21 protein-coding genes and 2 pseudogenes are annotated in these 23967 nt (G+C 69.6%); 4 read left to right on the forward strand and 19 right to left on the reverse strand.

All coding sequences use genetic code 11. The annotated features are described in order from the left end of the window. Nucleotides 1-6: 6 nt before the first annotated feature. Nucleotides 7-1096, reverse strand: a pseudogene (locus tag ACLARN_RS09105) (winged helix DNA-binding domain-containing protein). 1 nt (nt 1097) lies between these two features. Beyond that, nucleotides 1098-2240, reverse strand: coding sequence for an epoxide hydrolase family protein (locus ACLARN_RS09110; protein WP_409490867.1), 1143 nt, complete (start codon nt 2238-2240; stop codon nt 1098-1100). Between the two features lie 63 nt (nt 2241-2303). Here ACLARN_RS09110 and ACLARN_RS09115 point away from each other — a divergent pair. The 3 genes and pseudogenes from ACLARN_RS09115 to ACLARN_RS09125 all read left to right on the forward strand — a co-directional run bounded on the left by ACLARN_RS09115 (nt 2304) and on the right by ACLARN_RS09125 (nt 4579). Continuing rightward, nucleotides 2304-3288, forward strand: a pseudogene (locus ACLARN_RS09115) (helix-turn-helix transcriptional regulator). A gap of 344 nt (nt 3289-3632) precedes the next feature. Then, nucleotides 3633-4142, forward strand: coding sequence for a hypothetical protein (locus tag ACLARN_RS09120; RefSeq protein WP_409490868.1), 510 nt, complete (start codon nt 3633-3635; stop codon nt 4140-4142). After that, nucleotides 4139-4579 (forward strand): hypothetical protein, encoded by a 441-nt coding sequence (locus tag ACLARN_RS09125; protein WP_076168842.1) that lies wholly within the window; start codon nt 4139-4141, stop codon nt 4577-4579. Before ACLARN_RS09120 ends, ACLARN_RS09125 begins: the two co-directional genes overlap by 4 nt. A 355-nt stretch (nt 4580-4934) precedes the next feature. On the opposite strand, the gene ACLARN_RS09130 is transcribed toward ACLARN_RS09125, so the two are convergent. The 3 genes from ACLARN_RS09130 to ACLARN_RS09140 are packed head-to-tail and all read right to left on the reverse strand — an operon-like array spanning nt 4935 to nt 7121. After that, the gene (locus ACLARN_RS09130; protein ID WP_409490869.1) at nt 4935-5699 is read right to left on the reverse strand and encodes a class I SAM-dependent methyltransferase; all 765 of its coding nucleotides are present in this window, start codon (nt 5697-5699) and stop codon (nt 4935-4937) included. After that, entirely contained in the window at nt 5692-5958 is a 267-nt protein-coding gene (locus ACLARN_RS09135) for a MoaD/ThiS family protein (RefSeq protein ID WP_409490870.1), read from the reverse strand. Before ACLARN_RS09135 ends, ACLARN_RS09130 begins: the two co-directional genes overlap by 8 nt. A gap of 5 nt (nt 5959-5963) precedes the next feature. Beyond that, on the reverse strand, nt 5964-7121 hold the full coding sequence (locus tag ACLARN_RS09140) for an acyl-CoA dehydrogenase family protein (RefSeq protein ID WP_409490871.1): 1158 nt from the start codon (nt 7119-7121) through the stop codon (nt 5964-5966). A gap of 136 nt (nt 7122-7257) precedes the next feature. On the opposite strand from ACLARN_RS09140, the gene ACLARN_RS09145 reads away from it, so the two are divergent. Beyond that, nucleotides 7258-8598, forward strand: coding sequence for a tetratricopeptide repeat protein (locus ACLARN_RS09145; protein ID WP_409490872.1), 1341 nt, complete (start codon nt 7258-7260; stop codon nt 8596-8598). Here ACLARN_RS09145 and ACLARN_RS09150 read toward each other — a convergent pair. The 14 genes from ACLARN_RS09150 to ACLARN_RS09215 all read right to left on the reverse strand — a co-directional run bounded on the left by ACLARN_RS09150 (nt 8579) and on the right by ACLARN_RS09215 (nt 23918). Further along, complete coding sequence (locus ACLARN_RS09150; protein ID WP_409490873.1) at nt 8579-10234, reverse strand: amidohydrolase; 1656 nt, start codon at nt 10232-10234, stop codon at nt 8579-8581. The two genes, ACLARN_RS09145 and ACLARN_RS09150, sit on opposite strands and share 20 nt — an antisense overlap. Further along, the gene (locus ACLARN_RS09155; RefSeq protein ID WP_409490874.1) at nt 10231-11256 is read right to left on the reverse strand and encodes an ABC transporter ATP-binding protein; all 1026 of its coding nucleotides are present in this window, start codon (nt 11254-11256) and stop codon (nt 10231-10233) included. The genes ACLARN_RS09150 and ACLARN_RS09155 overlap by 4 nt, the downstream gene beginning before the upstream one ends. Beyond that, on the reverse strand, nt 11249-12070 hold the full coding sequence (locus tag ACLARN_RS09160) for an ABC transporter permease (RefSeq protein WP_409490875.1): 822 nt from the start codon (nt 12068-12070) through the stop codon (nt 11249-11251). The genes ACLARN_RS09155 and ACLARN_RS09160 overlap by 8 nt, the downstream gene beginning before the upstream one ends. Then, nucleotides 12063-12920 carry an ABC transporter permease gene (locus ACLARN_RS09165; protein ID WP_409490876.1) on the reverse strand — a complete coding sequence of 286 codons (858 nt, stop codon included), beginning with the start codon at nt 12918-12920 and terminating at the stop codon, nt 12063-12065. The genes ACLARN_RS09160 and ACLARN_RS09165 overlap by 8 nt, the downstream gene beginning before the upstream one ends. After that, on the reverse strand, nt 12917-13963 hold the full coding sequence (locus ACLARN_RS09170) for an extracellular solute-binding protein (RefSeq protein ID WP_409490877.1): 1047 nt from the start codon (nt 13961-13963) through the stop codon (nt 12917-12919). Before ACLARN_RS09170 ends, ACLARN_RS09165 begins: the two co-directional genes overlap by 4 nt. 13 nt (nt 13964-13976) lie before the next feature. After that, the gene (locus ACLARN_RS09175; protein ID WP_409490878.1) at nt 13977-15257 is read right to left on the reverse strand and encodes an aspartate aminotransferase family protein; all 1281 of its coding nucleotides are present in this window, start codon (nt 15255-15257) and stop codon (nt 13977-13979) included. Between the two features lie 27 nt (nt 15258-15284). After that, complete coding sequence (locus tag ACLARN_RS09180) at nt 15285-16730, reverse strand: NAD-dependent succinate-semialdehyde dehydrogenase (RefSeq protein WP_409490879.1); 1446 nt, start codon at nt 16728-16730, stop codon at nt 15285-15287. A gap of 193 nt (nt 16731-16923) precedes the next feature. Next, nucleotides 16924-17430, reverse strand: coding sequence for a TetR/AcrR family transcriptional regulator (locus tag ACLARN_RS09185; RefSeq protein ID WP_409490880.1), 507 nt, complete (start codon nt 17428-17430; stop codon nt 16924-16926). Between the two features lie 333 nt (nt 17431-17763). After that, complete coding sequence (locus ACLARN_RS09190) at nt 17764-18717, reverse strand: NAD(P)H-dependent flavin oxidoreductase (protein ID WP_409490881.1); 954 nt, start codon at nt 18715-18717, stop codon at nt 17764-17766. Then, complete coding sequence (locus ACLARN_RS09195) at nt 18714-20315, reverse strand: AMP-binding protein (protein WP_409490882.1); 1602 nt, start codon at nt 20313-20315, stop codon at nt 18714-18716. The genes ACLARN_RS09190 and ACLARN_RS09195 overlap by 4 nt, the downstream gene beginning before the upstream one ends. Then, nucleotides 20315-21079: an enoyl-CoA hydratase/isomerase family protein gene (locus ACLARN_RS09200; RefSeq protein ID WP_409490883.1), complete on the reverse strand. Its 765-nt coding sequence runs from the start codon at nt 21077-21079 to the stop codon at nt 20315-20317. The genes ACLARN_RS09195 and ACLARN_RS09200 overlap by 1 nt, the downstream gene beginning before the upstream one ends. Continuing rightward, nucleotides 21080-22267 (reverse strand): CaiB/BaiF CoA transferase family protein, encoded by a 1188-nt coding sequence (locus ACLARN_RS09205; protein WP_409490884.1) that lies wholly within the window; start codon nt 22265-22267, stop codon nt 21080-21082. Beyond that, a complete protein-coding gene (locus ACLARN_RS09210) occupies nt 22264-22983 on the reverse strand; it encodes an enoyl-CoA hydratase/isomerase family protein (protein WP_409490885.1) in 720 nt (239 codons plus the stop codon). The genes ACLARN_RS09205 and ACLARN_RS09210 overlap by 4 nt, the downstream gene beginning before the upstream one ends. Next, the gene (locus ACLARN_RS09215; protein WP_409490886.1) at nt 22980-23918 is read right to left on the reverse strand and encodes a hydroxymethylglutaryl-CoA lyase; all 939 of its coding nucleotides are present in this window, start codon (nt 23916-23918) and stop codon (nt 22980-22982) included. The genes ACLARN_RS09210 and ACLARN_RS09215 overlap by 4 nt, the downstream gene beginning before the upstream one ends. Nucleotides 23919-23967 lie beyond the last annotated feature (49 nt).

Here is a 23967-nt window from a genome sequence, read left to right on the forward strand (position 1 = left end):
ACCGTTCTACCAGCTGAAGCGGACGGTGTGATCGACACCCGGAGCCGCGAAAGCGAGCAGCCGCAAAGCTTCCGCTTCGATCGCGGCACGATCGGCGGTGGAGATCGGGCGCAAGGGCACCACGGTGAGTCTGCCCGTCCGGTCCTTCGTCCAGGTCGCCGCCACCGTTCCGTCGACGAGCACGGTGGCGGCGACCGCCGCGCCCTGACAGACCTGACGCCGGATCTCGTCGGTCATCACCCGGGTCCGGTCGGCGTGCGCGAGCAGCGTCGCGTCGAACTCCGGGAGCAGCCGGACGGGCACGGCCAGATCCGCCGGTGGCAGGTCGCGGTCCGGCAGGTCGAACAACTCACGGCCCGATTCGTCGGCGTAGGTGCGCAGTTCCGGCCGGAGCCGCTCGAAGACCTCACGCAGTCCTCCCACGCCGGACCAGCTCCGCGCGTCGGCGACGGTGGCCGGACCGAACGCGGCCAGGTAGCGACGGACCATTTCGCCCACGTCCTCGGCGGTGGCGGCCTCGGGCACGCCGGAGAAGGCGGCGAACGGGGTCGCGCCGCGTTTGCCCCACGTTCCGCTCGGCGCCGGGTGCACCACGGGGAGCAGGTATTGCACGGTCCAGCCGAGCGCGTTCGGGTCGGCGTCCGGCCGGGTACTGGCGAGCGCGCCCGAGTTCGGGGCGGGTGAGAGTGGCACCGTCGGCGAGCAGTCCGGCCGCGTCGGCGACAAGCCCGTCGAGGTCGACACCGGTGGTGCGACTGCCGAACGCGTTGCGCTGCACCCGCCGCAGCAGTGGCGTCAGCACCGGCCGGACGAGCCGGAAATCCGCCGCCGACATCAGGTGCTGGGTGGCCCGCATCATCGTCGACCGCACGAGGACGCCGTTCTCGATGGCGACGGTGAGGTCCTCGATGGCGAACCGTTCGAGCCGGTTCCAGAGCGCGAGGTACGGCAGATCCGGGTCTTGCGCGTTGAGCCCGAGGAGGTGCTCGGTCGCCGCGGCCACCCCGAGATCGGCGCGGTCGACCAGCAGTTGCCTGCCGAGGAGGGCGCGGCCGAGCGCCCGCGGGCTCAGTACCGCGGTCCCGCGGGCGCCCATCTCAGCGCACCTTCCGGAAGAACACGCGGACGTCGCCGACCAGCGCGTCCGGTGCCTCCATGGCGAGGAAATGCCCGCCGTGGCCGAGTTCGGTCCAGTGCACGATGCGGTGGTCGCGTTCGGCCCAGCGGCGGACCGTCACGTCGTGCGCGGCCACCAGCACTCCGGTGGGCACGGTGCCGCCCCAGTCGCCGCCGCTCCAGTCGCTCGCGGAGATCTCTTCGTAGTAGATCTGTGCCGCCGAACCGGCCGTGCCGGTGAACCAGTACAGCGAGATGGTGGTGAGCATGCGGTCGCGATCCACGCACTGCTCGGGAAGGGCGTCTTCCGGCAAGGTGAGTTCCTTGAACTTCTCCACGATCCACGCGAGCTGACCGGCGGGCGAGTCGTGCAGGCCGTAGGCCACCGTCTGCGGGCGTTTGGAGTTGCACTGCAAGTAGCCGTCGTTGAAGTTCTGCATCGAGTCCCAGCGACGCTGGTCAGTCTCGGAGAGGTCGTCCAGTTCGCCTTCGGCCCCGATCGGGAACGAGATCATCGCGTTGAGGTGCACCCCGAGCACGTGCTCCGGATCCTGCTTGCCGATCTCCGGCCCGACCCAGGAGCCGGTGTCGTAGCCCTGCACGCCGTACCGCTCGTAGCCGAGCGCGGCCATCAGCCGGACGAAGAGGCCGGCCATCTTCGCGGCGTTCATGCCCGGTCCTGCCAGCGGCGTCGAGAAACCGAACCCTGGCAGGGACGGGATCACCAGGTGGAAGGCGTCGGCCGGGTCGCCGCCGTGCGCCCTCGGGTCCGAGAGCGGCCCGATCACGTCGAGGAAGTCGGTCACCCCGCCCGGCCAGCCGTGCAGCAGGACCAGGGGAGTGGCGTCCGGCTCGGGCGAGCGCACGTGCAGGAAGTGCAGGCGCTGACCGTCGATGGTGGTGACGAATTGCGGGTGGGCGTTGAGCTCGGCTTCCTGTGCCCGCCAGTCGAATCCGTCGCGCCAGTACTCGGCGAGTCCGGTGAGGTAGCCGACGGGCACGCCCCGGGCCCAGTCGACTCCCGGGAGTTCGCCGGGCCACCGGGTGGCGGCCAGCCGCGCGGCGAGGTCGTCGAGCTCGGCCTGCGGGATGTCGATCGAGAAGGGGCGGATGTCCTGTGTCATGGGAACCACGCTAGAACCAGGTTAGGACAGGTTCGGTCCTAACCGTCGGGCAAGATGGAACTCATGCTGGAAACGTCGGCACGGCTGCTGAAACTCCTCTCGCTGTTGCAGACCCACCGCGACTGGCCGGGCACCGACCTGGCCGAACGCCTCGGCGTCACCACCCGGACCGTGCGGCGGGATGTCGAGCGGCTGCGGGAACTCGGCTATCCGGTGCACGCGTTGCAAGGCACGCCCGGCTATCGGCTCGGTGCGGGCGCGGCCTTGCCGCCACTGCTGCTCGACGACGACGAAGCCGTCGCGGTGGCCGTCGGGCTGCGCACCGCCACCGGCAGTTCGGTCACCGGCATCGAGGAAACCGCGTTGCGCGCGCTCACCAAACTGGAGCAGGTGCTGCCGTCACGGCTGCGCCATCGGGTGAACACGATGCAGACCGCCGACCGTGCGAGCCGGGGTGGCGCCCGGCCCTAAGGTCTCGGCGGACGCGCTGATGACGATCGCGGAAGCCTGTCGTCGCCACGAACGGCTGCGCTTCGACTACCTCAGCCCGCGTGGCGGCGCTTCCCACCGGGACGCCGAGCCGTACCACCTGGTCAACTTCGGCAGGCACTGGTATCTCGTCGCCTTCGACGTCGATCGCGACGACTGGCGCACCTTCCGCGTGGACCGGCTCACCCCGCGTACGCCGGCGGGCCCTCGGTTCGTGCCCCGCGAGCCGCCGTACGACGACGTCGCGACCTACCTGGCGCATCAGCTTTCCGCACGCACCTGGCCGAGCCAGGCCACGGTCCGCCTGCACGAATCAGCCGACGCCGTGGCCGAGCGGGTGTGGCCGGGAATGGGCGTCGTCGAAGCCGTCGACGAGCACGCTTGCCTGCTGCACCTCGGTGGCGAGACCCCGGACGATCTGGTCTGGATGATCACCTCGGTGCAGACCGATTTCACCTTGGTCAGCGGGCCGCCGGAACTCGCCGTCGCGCTCCGGCGGCAGGCGGAACGTTGTCTGGCCGCGATCGCGCCGGACACGACCCGCCGGTCTGAGCCATGACCGGATCACCTGGCCGGAAGCCGGTCACCTCGGCGCGGACGACTTCCGTCATCTCGGAACCGAGCATGAGTTGACCCGTGGGGCATTCTGGAACGGTCCGGTTCGAGCCCGGGTTTCGTACGTTGCCCGAAAACCGTCCACGAAAGCGTCCAGAGTCCGAAGTTCGTGTCGTAAGTACGTGGGCCGCCTTGCTGACGCAGCCGTGCGCGCCCGCCTGGATCGCGGCCAGCAAGTCCTCCGGACCCGCTTGGGAGAGCACGAGAACGCGTACCTCCGGCCTGCACTGCCGCAGGTGGTGGATCACGCCGACACCGTCGCCGGTGGGTTCTTCGAGATGGGTCGCCATGGACGTCGGACTCGGGACCTGGCCGACACCGGTGCGTGGCCTGCTCGGCAACCCCGAGAACAATCCGAACCTGCTGGAAGGCAGAGACGGCACGCGGTACGTCGTCCCGCTCAAGTTCGGCGATGTCTACGCGTACGGCAACACCTGGCGGGTCGCCTCCACCGCGTCGTTGCTCCGGCCTTGCAGCCAGGTCGCCGCGGGTAACCCGACGGCGCCGTTCTTCACGGCCGACCTGAATCCCTCGCTGCGCGTCCAGTCCGAGAACGTCTGCCGCCGTACTCGGCCCGCGGGCCGCGACCTTCTACCTCGACCGGCAACCGAACGTCATCGACGCCAACCCGCCACGGCGGCCACCGTGCTCACCGGCTGGCTGCCGCGGTATCCGCTGACCGCAACACGTTTCGCTCACGGCGGGCCCGAGTGGACCACGGGGCCTGCCGTGAGTTCGGTCTTGTGCATGGTGCGGGGTCAGCGCGTCCGGACGGGGCAGGCTAGGTTCCCCGTGTGAGTCTCCTCGATGATGTGGCCGAGCGCGACGGCTGGCGATGCTGGGTGTGCGACGAACCGGTCGACGCCGACATGTCGGTGAACGACCCGCGAGGGCCGAGTGTCGACAGCCGGACCGCCGACCGGAAGGCCAAGATCCCCGAGCGGCTCGCGCATCGCGGATGCAACACCCGCAAGGGCGCGGTCAAGGTGGTCATCTCCTGGCCGGACCGCCTGCACGTGGTCGAACCCGCGCCGCTGATCACCGTCGCCGGGAGGCTGGAGCGCAAGGGAGGCCGCGAGATGGTGGCCCGTTGCCCGACCAAGCAGGACGCCCAAGAGGCAGCGGACTGGCTGGTGGACCGGTTCTCCCGCCTGGTGCCAGGGCTGCCGGTGACCGCCGCCATCGAGCCGGGTGGCGGCCAGTTCCTCGTCATCCTGGCCGCCGGCCGTCGCTGACCGGGGCACCGAAGCGAGCAGGGAACCCCAGCTGCCTGCGGATTCCGGTCTCAAAACCGAGAGTCTCGCGGACCTTCAGGCTCACGGCTATGCCGAAGACATCGCCACGGGCGACAGGGTCGAGGTCCAGCGGAGTCACAAGAAGTTCAAGATGGGTCTCAAACCGCAGTATCCGTCGGACGATGACGTCGGCGACAAGCGGGGGAGTTGTACCAGCAGGAAGGCGACCTGGTGGGACGCGAACGGACGTGACTGGATCAAGTCGCCCGCCGTGCGGTTGCAGATCCCGGGCACGCCTTCGAACGTTCGCACTCTGACGACTGAAGCCCTGCACCGAGGGGGAGCAGGGCTTCAGTCAGGTGCGGGTGGCGATCAGGGTGGAACAGGTGTTGTGCAGGAGGTAGGTGCCGTCGGTGCGCCGATACGGTGAGATCGATTCGGTGATGGTGTCCGTGACGCGCTGTTTGCCGACATGGCTGATCGCCGCGGCTGCCGGGCCGGTCGAGAGCAGCCCGCGTAGGGCGGTCGCTTGGTCGGGGTATTCCCATGGGCAGGAAAGGGTTCGCTCTCGGGTGATGGCCAGGCCCGTGCGCGACAGCAGTCGGCGGGCGGTCGCGGGATCTGAAAGGTCCTCCGGCGGTTCCGCTTGGGGCGGGGTGGAGGGCAGCAGCCCGCCGAGGTCGAGGAAGTACGCCAGTGCGTCGCAGTCGATGAGGGGCCCCCAGGTCGAGATGGCGATGTGTCCTCCTGGGCGGGTGACGCGTATCGCTTCGGTGAGGGCTCTGGCGGGGTTGCGTGCGAAGTGGAGGCTGTTGAACGCGGTCACCGCGGCGAATTCGGCGTCGGGGAAGGGGAGCTGTTCCATGTCGCCGACCCGGAAGGTCCCTGTCGGGTTCCGGGTGCGGGCGATCTCGACCAGTGCGGCGGAGGCGTCCAGACCACTGACTTTGACGTCGTGCCGGGCGGCCAGCTGAGTGAAACCACCGGCGCCACAGCCCAGATCCAGCAACAGCTCTTCGGGTGAGGGCGTCAGCTCGTTCAGGACGGCGAGCCAGCTGGGGTGGATGGTGTGTTCCTGGATGTCGGCCCAGTCCTGGGTGTTGGTACTCCAGTCAGCCACCGGCGACCGCGGTGAAGAACTCGATCCGGTCGTCGTCGCCCAGCGGCATCGCGTGGTTGGGGTGTGGGATGAGTTCGCCGTTGAGGAATACGCGGTGTGCTTTGCGGAGGTTTCCGGTGTTGTCGAGAAGGACTCTGTCCATCGCCGGGAATTTGGTCGTCAGCTCGCCCAGTGCGTCGGCGAGTGTGGTGGCTTCGACCGCGACCGTGCGGTTGTTGTTCGCGGCGCGCAGGAGGATGCCCGTGAATTCGATGTTCATGCTGCTTATCCCTTCTCGTGCCGGTGCGATCGCGCGACGACGCCGGCGCCGAGGTTGACTTCCAGGATGTCGTTGGTTCCCGCGACGATGGGGAGCCCGCTGAAATCGCGCAGGTAGCGGCCCAGATGTGGTGAGCCGTAGAAGGCGTGGCCGCCCATGACGCGGAACGCTGATTCGAGCACGAACCGGATCTGGTCGGCCGCGAAGCATTTGGCGGCCGAGAGCAGGGGATCGAACACCGGCTCGGCGCGTCCTGCTCCGACGTGGGTGAGAGCGCGGTACAGCATGGACCGGGCGGATTCGATCGCCACGTACATCCGCCCGAGTGTCGCTTCGACGTTCTTCAGACCGGCGACCGGTTCGCCGTATCGGATACTGCTCGACAGCCAGGTCGCGCAGTCTTCCAGGACTCGCTGCGCGCGTCCGAGCGGAGCGCAGGTGATCCACAGCCGTTGATGGCTCAGGAACCGTTGCGCGTGAGTGAGCCCGTCACTGGGCTCGAGTATGCGTTCCGCGGTCAGCGGTACATCCTCGAAGGTGAGCGATGCAGCGCCTGCGGTCCGCATGCCGAGGGGTGCCGCCGGGGTCACGGTCACTCCGGGGTCGTCGCGCTCCACCAGGCACGCCACCATGTCCCCGGTTTCGTCGAGGGGATAGACGAGGAAGACGTCGCTCATGACTCCGGCGGTCACATAGGTTTTGTGGCCGGACAGGACGAAGTCGTCACCCTTGCGCCGGAGCACGGTGGTGAAGGACCAGGCGTCGGCGTCTTCGGTGTAGGCGATAGCCGCGCCGATGGTTCCTCGCCCGATCGGTTCGGCGTACTTCTCGATCAGGTCGTCGCGGCCGGATTCCTCGATGAACCGCGCGATGTCGATGGTGTGGTTGATGATCATCGGCAGGGCGGAATCGGTGCAGCGGTAGCCGACTTGTTCGAGCACCATGCCCCAGGTCAGGAAGTCGGCCCCCTCACCGCCGATCGCCGGGGGCAGCGAAAGCCGGTGGAGTCCCGCCTTCGCGAGTGCGTCCATCAGTTCAGCGGGAGGCGGAAGCCGGGCCTCGTCTCGCTCGACCACGGTGTCGCCGACCTTGTCGAGCAGGGTTCCCCAGCGGGCCCGGACCATGTCGGCGATTTCGGTCCGTTCGTCCGTGACGTCGAGCACTGCCTACCTCCGGTCATCGCGGTGCGACCCCTAGTACACCGTCGGACCTTGTGACCACACGGCCGGTTTGAGCACTCTTGGTGTTGAACATGTTGAACGCCCGCAGCGTTTCCTCCCCGGACCATGTGGAGGCACCATGTCGCGCCGTGCACGCAATGATCGGCTTCGGGACTTGCTGACCGCCGCCGGGTGGAGTTTCGACAGTCTGGCGCGCGCGGTGAACAGCGCGGGCGCCGAGGCAGGGTTGCAGCTGCGCTACGACCGGACCGCTGTCGCACACTGGATCTCGGGGACCCGCCCTCGTGCTCAAGTTCCCGCCTTGATCACCGAGGCGCTGACCCGAAGACTGGGCAGGCCGGTAACTCCCGCCGAGCTCGGCTTCGACCTGGCCGCTCCCGGGCCGATGTCGATCAGGCCCGGCGGCGGGACCGCCGCGCTGGCCGATCTGGTCTGTGCCGATCTGGATCCCGTCGGTCATCGCCTGCTCGCTCGCTCGGTGTACCGGCTGGACGAGCTGGCGGTACCGGCATGGCTCGAGGAGGCACAGGAAGACCGCGGGAACGCCCGAGGTGCCTTGGCGCGGATCGACGTGACCCAGCACATGGTCGAGGTCTTCGCCGCCATCAATCACCGATTCGGCAGCGGCCATGCCCGGACCGCGTTGACCGCCTACCTCGCCGATGATGTCCTTCCGCATCTCGCCGGCCCGGAGATCGAGAGCGGTTATCGGGAACTGCTGGGTTCGGCCATCGACCTCGTGGTGCTCATCGGGTTCGCGTGCTTCGACAGCAATGAGCACGGGCTGGCTCAGCGCTACTATCGCGTCGCACTGGATCTGGCGGTCCTTGACCGTGACGCCGTTCGGTACGCCATCGTGCTGCGCGCGCTCAGTCATCAGGCCTGTCACCTCGGGCACGGGACACCGGCACTGGAACTGGCTCTCGCGGCGCTCTCGGCGGGTGACCGCCAGGCCACGCCTCATACCAGTGCGTTCCTGCATGCCCAGGTGTCGCTGAGCTATGCCGTTCTCGGACGCGGTGAGGCCGCACTCGCCTCTCATCAGCGTGCTCGCGACAGCCTCAGCCGGGCCGTCGGACCGTCTCCGACGTTCGGCTCTTATCACCGGGGCGAGTTGAACTATCACGCCGCGTCGATCCGCGTCTTCGACGGCGACATCTCAGGAGCGGTAACGGCGCTCCGTTCCGCACTGCGCCATTACCCGTCCGCCGAGCGCCGCTCGCGCGCACTGACGCTGGCCGAGCTCGCTGAACGACAACTCGATCTCGGCCTGCTCTCGCGCGCCTGCGCCACAGCCCACCGTTTTCTCGACGACTCTCCGAATCTGTGCTCCGGTCGTGTCTCCACCGCGATGCGAAGTCTGCGAGAGCGCCTTCAACAGTTTCGGCGGAACTCCGAAGCCCGCAGCTTTGTCCGGCGGTCCTCGGCGATCCCTGCCTTCACCCGTCCGGGCAGCTGACTTCACCGGTGGCGGACACCAGGTGTCCACCGAGGACGGTCAGGACCGAGTGGGCGCCGAGCAGTTCCCGTCCGCTCGCGGTGACCGGATCCCGGTCGAGGACGGCCAGGTCGGCGAGTCGGCCGGGCACCAGCGTCCCCTTGCGGTTTTCGGCGTGTTCCAGCCACGCCGGACCGGTCGTCCACAGCCGCAGCGCCTCGTCCCGGCTGAGCCATTTTTCTTGCGGGAGCAGGGAAAACGGGTTGGGCCCCGGCTCGCCGGTGAAGGTCGCGACGCCGCGTCGCCAGTCCGGTTCGGTCACCGGGGCGTCCGAACTGTCCGCGACCACCACCCCGTTGTCGAGCAGTGTCCGCGCGGGGAACGCCTCCTGCCAGCGATCCTCGCCCACGATCCGGACCATCGACGGACCGCTGAACGTCCGCATGAGCGAGCTGGTGATCACGCCGGTCCCGGTCCGGGCCAGGCGCTCGTGTACTTCCGGCGACAGGAAGGTGCCGTGGATGAGCACGTGCCGCGCGTCCGGCCACGGGTCGGCGGCCGCGGCGGCCTCGATGGCGTCGACCACGGCGTCGGCCGCGCGATCGCCGGTCACGTGGACCTGCACGCGCACCCGGCGCCGGTGGGCGACGGCGATCAGTTCGTGCAGTTCACGGACCTGTTCCGGATCGCCGGACCCGGCCGTGACGAGACCTCCGTGCCCGCCATCGGGATACGGCTGGTGCATCCAGGCCGTGCAGTGCGTCGGGACGCCGTCGGCGAACAGCTTGATCCCGCCGATGCGCAGCAGGTCGTCGCCGGCACCCAGGTCCGTGCTGTCCAGCGTCCGGCTCAGGTCGGCCGCCGAAGTCGTGGGGGACGGCCAATTCCAGTGCAGCAGCGCGGTGACCCGCAGCGTCATCCGGCCCGCCGCGTGCAGATCCCGGTAGTCCTGCCACAACCCTGGCGGAACGATCGGGTCGGTGACACTGGTGACGCCAAGGCGGTTCAGCCGGGCCATCGTGCGCACGGTCGCGTCCAGCCGCTCGTCCCGGCTCGGCTCCGGCACCAGCCGGGCCACGAGTTCCTGCGCACTCTCGACGAGCACCCCGGTCGGCTCCCCGTCGTCGTCCCGGAGGATCGCTCCCGCCGTCGGATCCGGTGTCCCCGCGGTGATCGAGGCCCGCTCCAGGGCGGCGCTGTTGACCCAGATCGAATGGGACGAAGCGTGGTGCAGCACCGTGGGCCGGGTCCCGGTCACGCCGTCGAGCCAGGCCCGCGACGGTGCGGCACGGCCGTCGGCGAACTCGGCGATGGTGGTCTCACGCCAGCCGCGGCCGACGATCCATTCGCCCGGCGGCGCGGCATCCAGCGCCCGCCGGACCTCGGCGAGACTGGCCGCGGCCGCCAGGTTCACGCAGAACTCCGGTCCGGCCAAGGCATACCAGGCCAGATGCAGATGCGCGTCGTTGATCCCCGGCAGGACGGTCCTTCCCCGCAGGTCGACCGTCGGCGTGCCGGGGGCAGCCGCGGCGGAGACGGTGTCGTCGTCCCCGACCGCGACCACGCGGCCGCCAGAAAACAGGATCGCCGTGGCATTCCCGAGTTCGGCGTCGAAAGTGCGCACGAGGCCACCGCGCAGAAGCAGGTCGGAGGTCATACCGCTGTCCTTTCCTTGGCGGGGACGGCAGCCTGATGCTCCGGGTGCCAGGCCACGGTGACGTCGTCGCCGGGACGGTGTTCGTGCGCCGCTCCCGCGGCGAGCACCGCGCAGCCGCGGGCGCCGTCGGCGTACCGCAGCCAGATCCGGCTGTGGTCGCCCACGTAGACGATGTCGGTGACCTGGGCGCTGACCCGCTGATGCCCGGACGGGACCGGTTCGGCGCGGGTGTACAGCGTCAGCCGCTCCGGCCGCACGATCGTGACCTCGCCGGGCGTGAGGGACAAGGCGTTGGACTCGCCGACGAACTGCGCGACGAACAACGTTTCCGGCCGCTCGTACAGGTCTTCGGGTGTGCCGACCTGTTCGATCCGGCCCTCGTTGAACACCGCGATCCGGTCGGACAGGGTGAGCGCCTCCTGCTGGTCGTGGGTGACGAACAGGAACGTCATGCCCAGCTCTCGGTGCATCCGGGCGATCTCACGCTGCAATTGGTCGCGCAGCTTCTTGTCGAGGGCGCCTAGCGGCTCGTCCATCAGCAGTGCCCGAGGCTGGTAGACCACGGCGCGGGCCAGTGCGACCCGCTGCTGCTGACCGCCGGAAAGCTGACGGGGCAACCGGTCCCGTACCGCCGACAAGCCGACGAGTTCCAGCACCTCGGTGACCCGGCGGTGGATCTCCGCCTTCGGCCGTTTGCGTTGTGTGAGCCCGAAAGCGACGTTGCGGGCGACCGACATGTGCGGGAACAGGGCGTACTGCTGGAACACCACCCCGAGATCGCGCCGGTGTGGTTTGAGCCGGGAGATCTCCTGACCGTCCAGGGTGATCGAGCCCTCGGTGAGCGGGGTGAAGCCGGCGATCATCGACAGCATCGTCGTCTTGCCCGAACCGGACGGGCCGAGGAAGGTCATGAACTCGCCGTCGGCGATGTGCAGTGACACGTCGTCCACGGCGGGACGGCCGACACCGGCGTACGCCTTGGTCACGTGGGCGGTGGTGATACCGCGGTGGTCGTCAGTCATGGTTGCTCCGTCGGCGCAGGAACGTGGGCACGAACAGCAGGATCGTGGTGAACACGACGATCAGGCTCGACGCCGCGGCGATGGTGGGGTCGATCTCCAGGACGATCGACTCGTACATCTTCACCGGCAAGGTCTTGATGGCGGGCGTCTGCAGGAAAAGGGCGACCACGACCTCGTCGAAGGAGGTGGCGAAGGCGAACACGAAACCCGACATCACGCCGGGCGCGATGATCGGCAGCACGACCTTGCGCAGTGTCGTGAGCTTCGGCGCGCCGAGACTCGCCGCGGCCTTCTCCACGACCGGGTCGTAGCCGGCGAGACTGGTCTGCACGGAGGTCAGCACGAACGGCACGCCCAGCACGGCGTGCGCCAGCACGAAACCGAGCATCGTCCCGTTGAGCTGCCACCGCAGGAAGACCCCGTAGACGGCGACCGCGACGACGATCCCCGGCAGGATCATCGGCGCCATCAACAGCTGCCGCACGACGCCCCGGCCACGGAACCGCGCACGGTCGAGACCGAACGCGGCCGCCACCCCGACGACCGTCGCGAGCACCGCCGCCAGCAGGCCGACCTGAACCGAGTTGGCCAGCGCGGCGAGCCATTGCTTACTGCCGAAGAACTCGCCGTACCAGCGCCATGACCAGTCGTCAGGCGGGAACTGGAAGGTCGAGCCCGCGCCGAAGCTCATCGGGATCACGACGAGGGTGGGCGCGACGAGCACGAACCCGACAACGGCGACCCACGCGCGCAGGCCCCAGCCGAGTGTCCGCTGCCGGAGCGCAGCCCTGGAGATGGACGGTTTGTCAGCCACGGTCGGCACCTCCTGCCGCGCTGGTACCCAGCGGTGCGGCCACCCGGCTGAGCACGGCCAGCACCACGAGCGTGATGACCAGCAGGATCGCCCCGAGCGCACCGGCACCGGCGAAGTCCAGCAGATCGTTGACCTGGGTCCCGATCACCTGCGCGGCCAGCGCCTGTTGCGGCGTGCCGAGCAGTGCCGGGGTGATGTAGAAGCCCAGCGACATGATGAACACCACCGAGACCCCGGCCAGCACTCCTGGCATCGACAGCGGCACGTACACCCGCAGGAAGGCGACCGGCCGGGACGCGCCGAGACTTCCGGCCGCGTGGAGCAGGGTGCGGTCGATCCCGGTCATCGAACTGTGCAGCGGCAGCACCATGAACGGCAGCATCACCTGCACCATCGCGACGGTCACCCCGGCCACCGAACCCAGGAGCACCACGCCGTCGATACCGATCGCGGCGAGCGCCTTCTCGATCACGCCGCCCCGTTGTTCGAGGACGTACCAGGCGAAGTTGCGGGCCATCACGCTGGTCCAGAACGGCATCAGGACCAGCAGCGTCAGCACCGTGCGGGCCCGGCGCCCGACCAGGGTCATCGCGTAGGCGTACGGATAGGCGACGATCAGCGTGGCGATGGTGATGATCAGCGCGGTCCGCAAGGTCCGGAGCACCACCCGGATCTGCACCTCGTCCCCGAGGACGGCCAGGTAGTTGCCGACGCCGAAATCGGGCTCGGTGAAGCTGCGCCAGAGGATCGCGGCGAGCGGGTAGAAGAAGAACACGAGCACCACCGCCGCGGCGGGGAGCAGCAGCCAGGTCGCGGAAGCGGGCCGTCGCCTTGTCCGAACGACGGTCATCCGGTCCTCCAATCCGACCAGGCTTTGACGAGCCTGGTGCGGTTCGCAGCCCACCAGCGCACGTCGCTGAGCACCCGCAGGTTCTCCTTGCCGTCACCCCAGATGTCGAGCTCGCGCCCGATTTCGTTGGCCGGTGCGGGTGCGGCGGTGTTCGCGGGGCCGACGCCCGCACTGGCCGCGAAGGCCGCAGCCTGCGCTGGTTCCGAGGCGAACCGGATCAGCCGCTTGGCCTCGTCCGCGCGCGGTGTCCCCTTGGGCACGACGAGCACGTCCCAGGTCACCGGGACGGGAATACCGGGCACCACCTTCCAGCCGGTCGCCCCGGCCTTCAGCAGTGAGAACGCGCGGGCGCTGACGATGAGCGCCATGTCCGCCTGTCCGCCCGCCATGCGTTGCTGCTGGTCGCCGTAGGTGCTGGTGATGGTGAGTTCCGGCCGGATCCGGTCGTACATCGACAGCGCGCGGGGGACGTCGAGCGGGTACAACGCGTCGCGCGGGACTCCGTCGGCGAGCAGGGCGGCCTCGATCGTGCCCACACTCGGGTCGCCGCCGTAGATGATCCGCCGCCCGGGGAACTTCCGGGGATCGAAGAAGTCGGCCATCCTGGTCGGCGGGTGATCGCCGTAGACCTTGGCGTCGTACATCAGCATCATGCCGAAGAAGGCGTCCGGCACCCCGCAGTCGGTCATCGACCCTTTCGGGAAGCCGTCCGCCAGCGGTCCCATGTCGATGGGCTCCAGGAGGCTGCCGCAGACCGCGGCGGCCGCGGAGGCGTCGGTGTCCACGACGTCCCAGGTGACCTTGCCCGCCTCGACCATCGCCTTCAGCTTGGCGTTGCTCGACGGGCCGTCGATCGTGACCGTGGTCCCGGTGAGCTTCTCGTACGGGTCGAGCCACGCCGAGCGTTGTCCCGCTTGGTAGGCGCCCTGGCCGTAGGAGACGAACACGAGTGAATTCGGGCCACCTTCGGAAATGGCGCATCCGGTGGCGACGAGGGGGACGGTCAGCGCGGCGGACAACAGCGTCGGTATCCGGCGTCTCATGGGTCTTCTCCGCTCAGCTCGCCGCGGCCGCGACGTGACGGCACAGCACGTCGGCCAGGGTGTCGATCTGCTCCTCGGTGATGACCAGCGGCGGGGACAGCACGATGCTGGTGCCGGAGGCCCGGACCACGACGCCGTCCGCGCGGCAGCCGGACTGCACCGACGCGGTCGGCACGTCGGTGAATTCGATGCCGAGCATCAGGCCGACACCGCGGACCTCCCGCACGTGGGGGAGTGCGGTGAGCGGGTCGAGCCGCTCGCGCAGGCGGGCGCCGAGAACGCGGGCGCGTTCGAGCAGGTTCTCCCGCTCGATGATGTCGAGGTTCGCCAGCGCGACCGCTGCCCCGACGGGGTGACCGTTGTAGGTGAAACCGTGCAGGAACGTGGCTCCGTCGGCGAGTTCGAGGACCCGGCGGCCGATCAGCACCGCACCCATCGGCACGTAGCCGCTGGTGATGCCCTTCGCGGTGACGATCATGTCCGGCTCGATGCCGAAATGCCGGCTGCCGAACCACTGGCCCGTCCGGCCGAAGGCGGTCACGATCTCGTCGACGATCAACAGGATCCCGTTGCGGCGCAAGACTTCCTGCACGCGCGGCCAGTACCCGTCCGGCGGCGGCACCATCCCGCCGACGCCCAGCACCGGTTCGCCGATGAACGCGGCGATGCGTTGCGCGCCGATCTCGGCGATGCGCTGTTCCAGCTCCGCGACGAGCACGTCCGTCGCGTCCGGGCCGTATTCGATGGCGTGGGGCTTCCCCAGCCATTCGATATCGGGCAGCAGCGGGCCGAACCCGGCGCGCAGGCCCTCGATCCCGGTGGCGGCGAGCGACGCGCCGCCCATACCGTGGTAACCGCCGGTCCTGGCCAGTACCACCGTCCGCTCCGGGGAACCGGCGTGGTGGAAGGCGAGCCGGGCGAGCTTGATCGCGGTCTCGTTGCCTTCCGAACCGCCGTTGGTGAGGAACACGCGTTCCAGACCGGCGGGTGCGAGCGACAGCAGTCGTTCGGCGAGGCGGATCGACGGAGCGTTCGAGTAGTCACCGAAGGACGAGTAGAACTCCAGGCGGCGGATCTGCTCGGCGGCGACGTCGGCGAGTTCGGTGCGGCCGTGGCCGACCGGGCACTGCCACAGACCGCAGGTGCCGTCGATGTACTGGCGGCCTTCGGTGTCCCACAGCAGAGCGCCTTCACCGCGGTCGAGGATGAGCGGCTCGGCCGGGGCGCCGATCGTGGTGTGCGGGTGCACGAGGGTGTGCCGGTCGAGAGCGGCGAGATCGGTGGTGCTGGTCATGAAGGTCCTTTCGTTGCCAGGGCGTGCTCAGAACCGCAGCGCCACGGCCTTCGTCTCGGTGTAGGCCTCGATGCCTTCGGCGCCGCCTTCGCGTTCCTGGCCGGAGTTCTTCTGGCCGCCGAAAGGCAGTTCCGGGCGGACCGGGGCCGGGTCGTTGACCCCGATCACGCCGAAGTCAAGCCGGTCGAGTGCCCGCCAGACGCGGCGCAGGTCGCTGCCGAACAGATAGGCGGCCAGCCCGTAGTCCGTGGCGTTGGCCAGTGCGATCGCCTCGTCGTCGTCGGTGAACGTGGCGACGGCGAGCACCGGGCCGAACGTCTCCTCGTGGCTGATGAGCATGTCCGCGGTGACGCCGGTCAGCACCGTTGGCCGGAAGTAGTGGCCGCGCAGCGCCGGATCGCCGGACTCCCAGCGGCCACCGCCGATCAGGACCCGGGCGCCCTTGGCCACGGCGTCGGCGACCTGGTTCTCGACCTTCGCGAGCCCGGCCTCGTCGATCAACGGGCCGACCGTGGTGCCGTCGGCGTCTCCGCGTCCGAGGCGCAGCGCGGCCGTCTTCTTCTCGAGCAGCGCGAGCAGGTCGTCCCGCACGCTCTCGTGGACGTAAAGCCGGTTCACGGCAGTGCAGCTTTGGCCAGCGTTGAAGAACTTCGCGGTGACCACGCCGGTGGCGGCCGCTTCGAGATCGGCGTCGGCGAAGACGATCGCGGGGGAGTGCCCGCCCATTTCGAGCGACGTGCGGCGAAGTGTGTCGCTGGTCTGCCGCAACAGGCCGAGGCCGACCTCGGTCGACCCGGTGAAGCTGACCTTGCGCAGCCTGCGATCGGCCAGCAGTACCCCCACGAGTTCGGCGGGACTGGTCGTGGTCAGGGATTGCAGCACGCCCGCCGGGAGCCCGGTCGCCTGCAGGATGCCGAGCAGTGCCGTGGCGATGAGCGGGGTCTGCTCGGCCGGTTTGGCGATCACCGGGCAGCCGGCGGCCAGTGCGAGCCCGACCTTGCGCAGCAGCATGCTCGCCGGGAAGTTCCACGGCGTGATCGCGAGGACTGGCCCGACGGGGGAGCGCAGCACCAGCCCGGGGCCCGCCGCGGAGGCGGGCGTGACCCGGCCGTAGGCACGCCGTCCCTCTTCCGCGGCCCACTCCAGCATCCGGGCCCCGCCCACCAGTTCACCGGCGGCTTCCGCGAGTGGTTTGCCGTTCTCCCGGCTCAGCAACGAGGCGAGTTTACCCTGCCGTGCACGGATTTCCGCCGCCGCGGCGCGAAGATGGCCACTGCGGGTTTCCGGGTCGGTGTCCGCCCAGCCGCGAGCGGCGGCGGCCGCGGCGTCGAGTACGGCGAGAGCGTGAGTGGGCCCCGCGTCGGCCGCCTGGCCGAGGACGTCGAGGCTCGCGGGGTCCACGACGTCGAACGTCGTCGGGGAGGAATGCCAGCGACCGTCGATCAGCAAGGTCGCGGCAGCGGTGTCGGGCATCGGAAGGCCTTTCGCTTCATCGGGTGTGCGCCGAGTCTGACTCCCGAGTGTTGATTAAGTCAACACCTAGATCGGTTCCGGTTGTCGCAAAAGGACAGTGTGGAGTTGTTGCCCTGTAACGAAAAAAGGGCAGTATCACGGCCCGGTGTCACGCGGGTGCGTGTCACCGGGCGGTGGTACTGCCGGGTTGGTCTCAGTTATGGTTCGCCAGGATGGCGTGCAGGGCTTCGAGTGCCGGGCCGGGGTCGACGTCCGGATCCGCCACCTGATGCAGGAACATCCCGTCGAGGGCGTAGAAAACGAGTTGTGCGAATCCGTCGTCGGCTGTCAGTTCTTTGCCGACCGCGTCGAGGTATCCGCGGTAGAGCCGCCGGACCACCGGACGCAGCTCCGGGCGCCGCGCCGACTCCACGACCAGCTGGTACTGGAAGATCTGGATCTCCGCGCTGTCCTGATACCGCTTCCGGACCTCCGCGCCATCGGCGAACACTCCGGTGCGAGCGCCGATCAAACCGTTCTCCGCGCTCTCTTCGAGTACCCAGTCCAAAGAGGACTGAAGGAGATCGTCGAGTGAGGAGAAGTGGTGCTGTACCGCGCCTGTGGTGCAGCCGGCCGCATTGGCGACCGCGCGATAGGTGAGACCGCGCAGCCCGTTCCGTGCCACGACTTCGACCGCCGCGCGCTGGAGTGCCCGCTTCACCTCGGAACCTCCTATGTGGCCGGTGGGTGTAGGAAGAGGCTACATTACAGATGTAATGTCGCGCCAGTGCTGGACGCTCGGCTCCGAAGTCCGTGAAGGCCTCCTTGCCTACCCTGAAGGTAGTGAAGGAGGCCTTCACGGACCTGCCGCCCGCGCGACATCGCCGACTTTCGGCCCAAAGTCCGTGAAGGCCCCTTTCTTTGCGCTAGACGCAAGGAAAGGGGCCTTCACGACACCGGGAACAGCACCACGGCTGATGCCCCCAATGCGGCATCGGGGGCACTCAACGCACCCAATGCCACATTGGAGGCGTCAGCGAGACGCAGCCAAGCGTCAGGGCCGGAGCCGGGCGACGGCCGCGTCGTACTCCTCCACGATCCGTCCCACGATCTCGGCGGCGGGCAGCACGTCGGTCACCAGCCCGGCCGATTGACCCGCTTCGACCTTGCCGTTCTTCAGGTCGCCGTCGAGCGCGGCGTCTCGCAGGGTCGAGGCCGTGAACACCTCACGTCGTCGGTCGACGTCGGCCGCGGAGTTCTCGAGGTCGGTCATCCGGTCGGTGAAGTCGTTGGCCAGCGCGCGGATCAGGCCGAGTTCCCGGCCGACGGTGCGGGTCGAGTCGATCCCGGCGGCGACCACGGCGGCCTTGTAGTCCGGGTGGACGGTGGCTTCGGTGCTGGCGAGGAACCGGGTGCCGAATTGGGCGGCGCCCGCGCCGAGGGCGAGCATCGCGGCGAGGCCCGCTCCGTCGGCGAGGCCTCCGGCCGCGACGATCGGCGTGTCCGGGACCGCGGTGGCGACAGCGCGGGTGAGGACCAGCGTCGTGACGAGGCCGGGCGGCGGATGCCCGCCGGCCTCGGCGCCGACCACGACGAGCCCGTCGACACCGGCGTCGACGGCCTTCTTCGCGTGCTCGGTTCCGGCGACCACGTGCAGGCAGGTGGTCCCGACGTCGTGGAAGCGGGCGAGGTAGCGCCGCGGGCCGCCCTGCGAAGCGATCAGTACCGGCGGCCGGCGCGTGAGCAGCAACTCGATCACTTCCTCGGCGCCCGACCGGTAGAGCGGCAGGTTCACCGCCCACGGCGACTCGGTGCCGTCGCCCATTTCGTCGAGGGTGCGGGCCAGATCCGGCAGCCGCATCGGTCCGGCGGCGACCACCCCGAGCCCGCCGGCGTTGCTGACCGCGAGCGGCAGGGCCGAGCACGACGAAGCCCAGGACATCCCCGCCTGCACGATCGGCAGCTCGATGCCCAGCAGTGCGGTGACGGGGGTCGGGATCCGCCTCATCGAGCAGGCCCGAGCAGGGTGCGGGCGTGTTCCGCGAGCTGGTTCTTCCGCACCTTCGAACTCGCGGTCATGCCGATCCCTTCGAAGCCGTCGACGATCCGAAGATGGTGCGGCACCTTGAAACCCGCCATGTGGGCCTTCGCCCAGCGCAGCAATTCTTCTTCGGTGACAGCATCGGCCTCGCGGAGCACGACGAAGGCGAACGGGACCTCGATCAGCCGCTCGTGAGGTACCCCGACCACAGCGGCCTGCCGGACCGCGGCATGCCGGTGCAGGACGTCCTCGACGTCGGCAGGGGCGACGTTCTCGCCGCCGACGCGGATGATGTCCTTGGTGCGCCCGATGAAATGGAGTCTGCCGGACCGATCGAGCAGTCCGACGTCCCCTGTGGACAGCCAGCCGTCGGCGTCGATCGCGGCGGCGGTCTGCTCGGGGTCGTCGAGGTAGCCCAGCATGACGTTCCAGCCGCGGACGAGGATCGCGCCCGGGGTGCCCGGCGCGCAGTCGTGTTCCCCGTCGAGCGCGCGGATGCGGATCTCCACTCCGGGTTCGGCGGCCATCGCGCCGGAAGCCCTGATCTCCTCGGGCTCCCACCAGCAGGACTGCGCGGCGTTCGGCGACGCCTCCGACAGGCCGTATCCCGCGACGCATTCGCGGGCGCCGAGTTCGTCGATCACCCGCCGGATCACCGTTGGCGACGCCGCGACCCAGGCACCGCGCAGGTGGAGTTTCCGCGTCGCGCGGCCAGGATGGTTGAGCAACATCATCGCGATGGTGTCGTTGCCCGAGAAATGCGTGCAGCGTTCCTCTTCCAGCAGGCGCAACGCCTCTCCCGCCTCGAATTTGGCCATGGCCACCAACGTGATGGCGTGCTGCAAGCTGGCGAGCACCGACAGCGTGCTTCCGGCGACGTGGAAGAAGGGGCGGGCGCTGAGGAAGCGGTCGGCGGGGCGGAACCCGAGCCGGGCGCCGGAAAAGTACGCGTTGGCGCACATGCTCCGATGGGTGAGCAGGACGCCCTTCGGCCGGGCCGTCGTGCCCGAGGTGTACTGCACGAGCAGGACGTCGTCCGGTTCCGCGGTGGCCGGGGCGTCGCCGTCGGCGGCGGCGAGGAACGACGGCCAGGACGTCGTACCCTCCGGCACCTCCGTGCCCAGGACGACCACGGAGGTCAGGTCGGGCAACGTGGCACAGCGCCCGTCGGCCCCGAGGCCCAGCTCGCGCAGCATCGCGATGAAGTCGACACGCAGCACGCGGTCCGCGGTGAAGAGTGTCGAAACCTTCGCCTTGTCCAGCATGTACCGCACCTCGTCGGCGGTGCACCGGGTGTTGACGGGCACGGTGACGGCCCCGAGCGAGCCGATCGCGACGAACAACGCGACCCAGTCGGGACCGTTGCCGAGGCAGACACCGACGCTGTCGCCCCGCCCGATGCCGTGTGCCGCGAGCGCGGCCCGGATCCGGGCGACGTTCCCGGCGAGTTCGCCGTAGGTGACGCGGGAGTCGGCGGTGACGACGGCCTCGACGTCCGGCGCGGTCAGTGCGGCGCGCTCCAGCGCCTCGTGCGCGGTGAGCGGGCAGACGGTGCGCAGGTCCATCACTCTGCCTCCTCGGTAGCTGAGAAAGCGCGGAAGCGGTCGATGCCGTCACGCCAGTCGCCAGTCTCCAGATTCTGCTCGATCGCGGCCATTTCGATGCGGATGCCGCGGTCGAGGTCGGTCTCGGTGCCGAGATCCACCGCGCGTTTGGTCAGCGCGATGGCACCCGGTGGTGCCTTGGCGATGTTCCGCGCCGTCTCGTCCCCGGCCTCGATCAGCTCCGCCGGGGGAACGACGCGGACGACGAGCCCGAGGTCGCGGGCCTCTTCCGCGCCGACGGGGCGATTGGTGAACAGCAGTTCCTTGGCGCGGCGCGGCCCGATCGCCCTCGGCAGCCGCTGCGTCGCACCGATCGTGCCCCAATGCGGCTCGGGGAAGCGGAACGTGGTGCCCTCGGCGGCAATGGCGAAATCGGCGGCGAGGGTGATCTCACCGCCCGAGCCGACCACGGCCCCGTGCACCAGCGCGATCACCGGACGGCGGCAGGCCGCGATCGCGGCGTAGGCGGCGAACGAGGCCGCGCGGCGGCGGCGCACCCACGACGCGTCCTTGCCGGTGCGCTCCTTGAGGTCTGCGCCAGCGCAGAAGACCGGCCCCTGCCCGGAGAGCAAGACGACACGGACCGACTCGTCGGCGTCGATCTCGTCGAACGCCGCGCGCAGTTGAAGGCACAGGGGCAGGTCCACGGCGTTGCGCGCGGCCGGGCGGGCCAGTTGCAGCCGGGCGATCCCGGCGGTGACGTCGAGCCGGATCCGCTCGTCCACTCAGATCACTCCTTCGCGGCGCAGGTCCGCGATCTCGGCCGAGCCGAAGCCCGCGTCCGCGAGCACGGTCTCGGTGTCGGCGCCCAGCAACGGCGGGCTCGCCAGGTCTTGTGGCCGCGCCCCGGTGTCCCGCAGCGGGGTGCGGATCGCGGGGAACGTGCCTTCGGTGGGATGCGAGAAGGTGCCGACGACGCCGCGTGCCCGCGCGTGCGGATCGTCCAGTGCTTCGCGGACGCCGCGGACCTCGCCCACCGGAACGTCGGCCGCGCGCAGTTCCCCGACCAGCTCGCCGCTTTCACGGCAGGCGATCGCCGTACGCAGCGCGGTCATCACCCGGTCCCGGCGGGCGACACGTCCGGCGTTGTGCCGGAGTTCGCTGTCGGACCCCAGTTCGTCGAGGCGGAGCACCCGGCACAGCGGTGCCCAGTGCTGGTCGCTGCAACTGATGTGCACCCAGCGGCCGTCCGCGGCCTCGAAGGCGGCGGACGGGACGCGACCGGGATGCTGGCTGCCGGTCCGCGCCGGATCCTCGTCGAGGGCGAACAGCCGGGCGGCGTTAAGCGCGTGCAGGCTGAGCTGGACGTCCATCATGGACACGTCCAGGTGGCGGCCTTGTCCGGTGGCGCTCCGGCCGGCCAGCCCGGTCAGTGCGGCGATGACCACCCAGAGACCCGAAGTCAGGTCCGCGGCCGGGATCCCGGTCTTGACCGGCGGGCCGTCCGGTTCGCCGGTCATCGCCATGACTCCGGACAGGGCCTGGAAGACGGTGTCGTAGCCCTTCCGGGAGCGGTCCGGGCCGGTCTGCCCGAACCCGGTGGCGGACACGTACACCAGGCCGGGGTTGCTCTCGGACAGGTCTTCGTAGCCGAGGCCGAGCCGGTCCATGGTGCCGGGCAGGAAGTTCTCCACCACGACGTCGGCGTCGGTTGCGAGGCGGCGGGCGACGTCGCGGCCGCGGGTGTCCTTCAGATCGAGGGTCACCGAGTGTTTGCCCCGGTTGACGGCGAAGAAGTAGGCACTTTCCCCGGCGGGGAGCCGGGGTTCGAAGCCCCGGGTCTCGTCGCCGGAGCCCGGCCGTTCGACCTTGATCACCGTCGCGCCCAGTTCGCCGAGGATCTGCGTGGCCATCGGGGCGGCCAGCACACGGGAGAAGTCGAGCACGGTGATGCCTTCGAGTGGCGGGGTCACCGGCGGAACCCCCGCATCAGGGCGTTCACGTCCTGGCCGGCGCGCACGGCGGCGTCGGTCGGCAGGTCGGCGACCCGGTAGAACAGGTCTTTGGCGGCGCTCAGTGCCCGTGGCTCCACCGCCGCCCAGCCCGCGGCGATCTCCAGCGCGGCGGAGAGGACGTTCTCGGCCTCGACGACCCGGTTGACCAGGCCGTGCTCGGACGCTTCGGCCGCTGTGAGCAGCCTGCCGGTGCTGATCAGCTCGAAGGCGAGCTTGCGGCCTAGGTGCCGAACCAGACCGGTCATCACCAGGGCCGGGACGAGGGAGTGCCGCAGTTCCGGGTAGCCGAACCGCAGGTCGGCGCCCGCGACGACCATGTCGGCGCCGATCGCGAGGCCCGCGCCGCCGCCGACCGCCGCGCCGCGGACCGCGGTGACGACCGGAGTGCCCATTCGCTGCATCCGGGTCTGGAGTCCGGCGGTCAGCGCCGCTCGCTCCAGCACGGCGTCGGGCTGCTCCGGAGTGAGGGCGGAGAACTCGGAAAGGTCCGCGCCCGCACAGAATCCGCGGCCGTTGCCGGTCAGCACCACGGCACGGACGCCGGGGTCGTGGTCGGCGTCGTCGAGGGCGTCCCGCAGAGCCCGGGTGAGGGCGGTGTCGAGCGCGTTGAGCTTGTCCGGCCGGTTGAGGGTGAGGATCCGGACCCGGTCGCGGTCCTCGGTGAGCAGGATCATCGTCGGCTTTCTCCTTGTGTGCGGGCGAAACCGGCTCGCGCGACCATGCTGTGCAGTGGGCGGCCGAGTGCTTTCTCGCAGGCGGCGGACGACTCGGCGAGCGCGTCGGGATCCAGTCCGGTTTGGACACCCATCGCGTGGAAGAGGTCGACGAGGTCCTCGGTGCAGACGTTGCCGGTCAGCCCGGCGCCGTAGCCGATCGACGCCGGATGGCCGCCGACCCCGCCCATCGCGCTGTCGAAGTGGCGGCAGCCCGCGTCCAGCGCGGCCACCGCGTTGGCGATGCCCGCGCCGCGCGAGTTGTGGAAGTGCGCGATCAGCGGCAGCCCTGGATGGGCCCGGCCGAGCCTTTCGAACAGGGCGGTCACGGTCTTCGGCGTCGCCACCCCGGTGGTGTCGCCCAAGGTGACCGCGTCGGCGCCGAGATCGGCGAACCGCGCGACGTCCTCGGCGACCCGACCCGGGTCGACGGCACCTTCGAACGGGCAGCCGAACGCGACGGACACCACGCCGATCAGGCGGAAACGCTTGTCCGCCAAACGGATCATCTCCGCGACCCGCTCCCACTGGGCGGCGCGGGTGGTGCGCAGATTCCGTTCGGTGTGGCTCTCGCTCGCCGAGACCAGCAGGCTCAGCTCTTGAGCCCCGGCGCCACGATCCAGGTCTTCCAGCGCGCGCGTCACGGCGCGGGGGTTGGGGCACGTCGCCTTGAACGCCACGCCCGGCCGGTGGCCGACAGAGACGAGCACGTCGCTCGCGTCGGCGAACGCCGGGACCCGCTCCGGGTGGCTGTAGCTCGTGGCTTCGATGCGGGTGAACCCCGCGCGGGCGAAACCTTCCAGCAGGGCGACCTTCGTCGCGGTCGGGACGAACGACGGCTCGTGTTGCAGCCCGTCCCTGGCGAAGCATTCACAAATCGTGACCCCGTCGGTCATCGAGTCACCTCCTACGGTGACTCCAGAACTACTCGCCGACAGTTGATAA

This window comes from Amycolatopsis sp. cmx-11-12 (assembly GCF_046269425.1).
In the GTDB taxonomy this organism is placed as follows: Bacteria; Actinomycetota; Actinomycetes; order Mycobacteriales; family Pseudonocardiaceae; genus Amycolatopsis.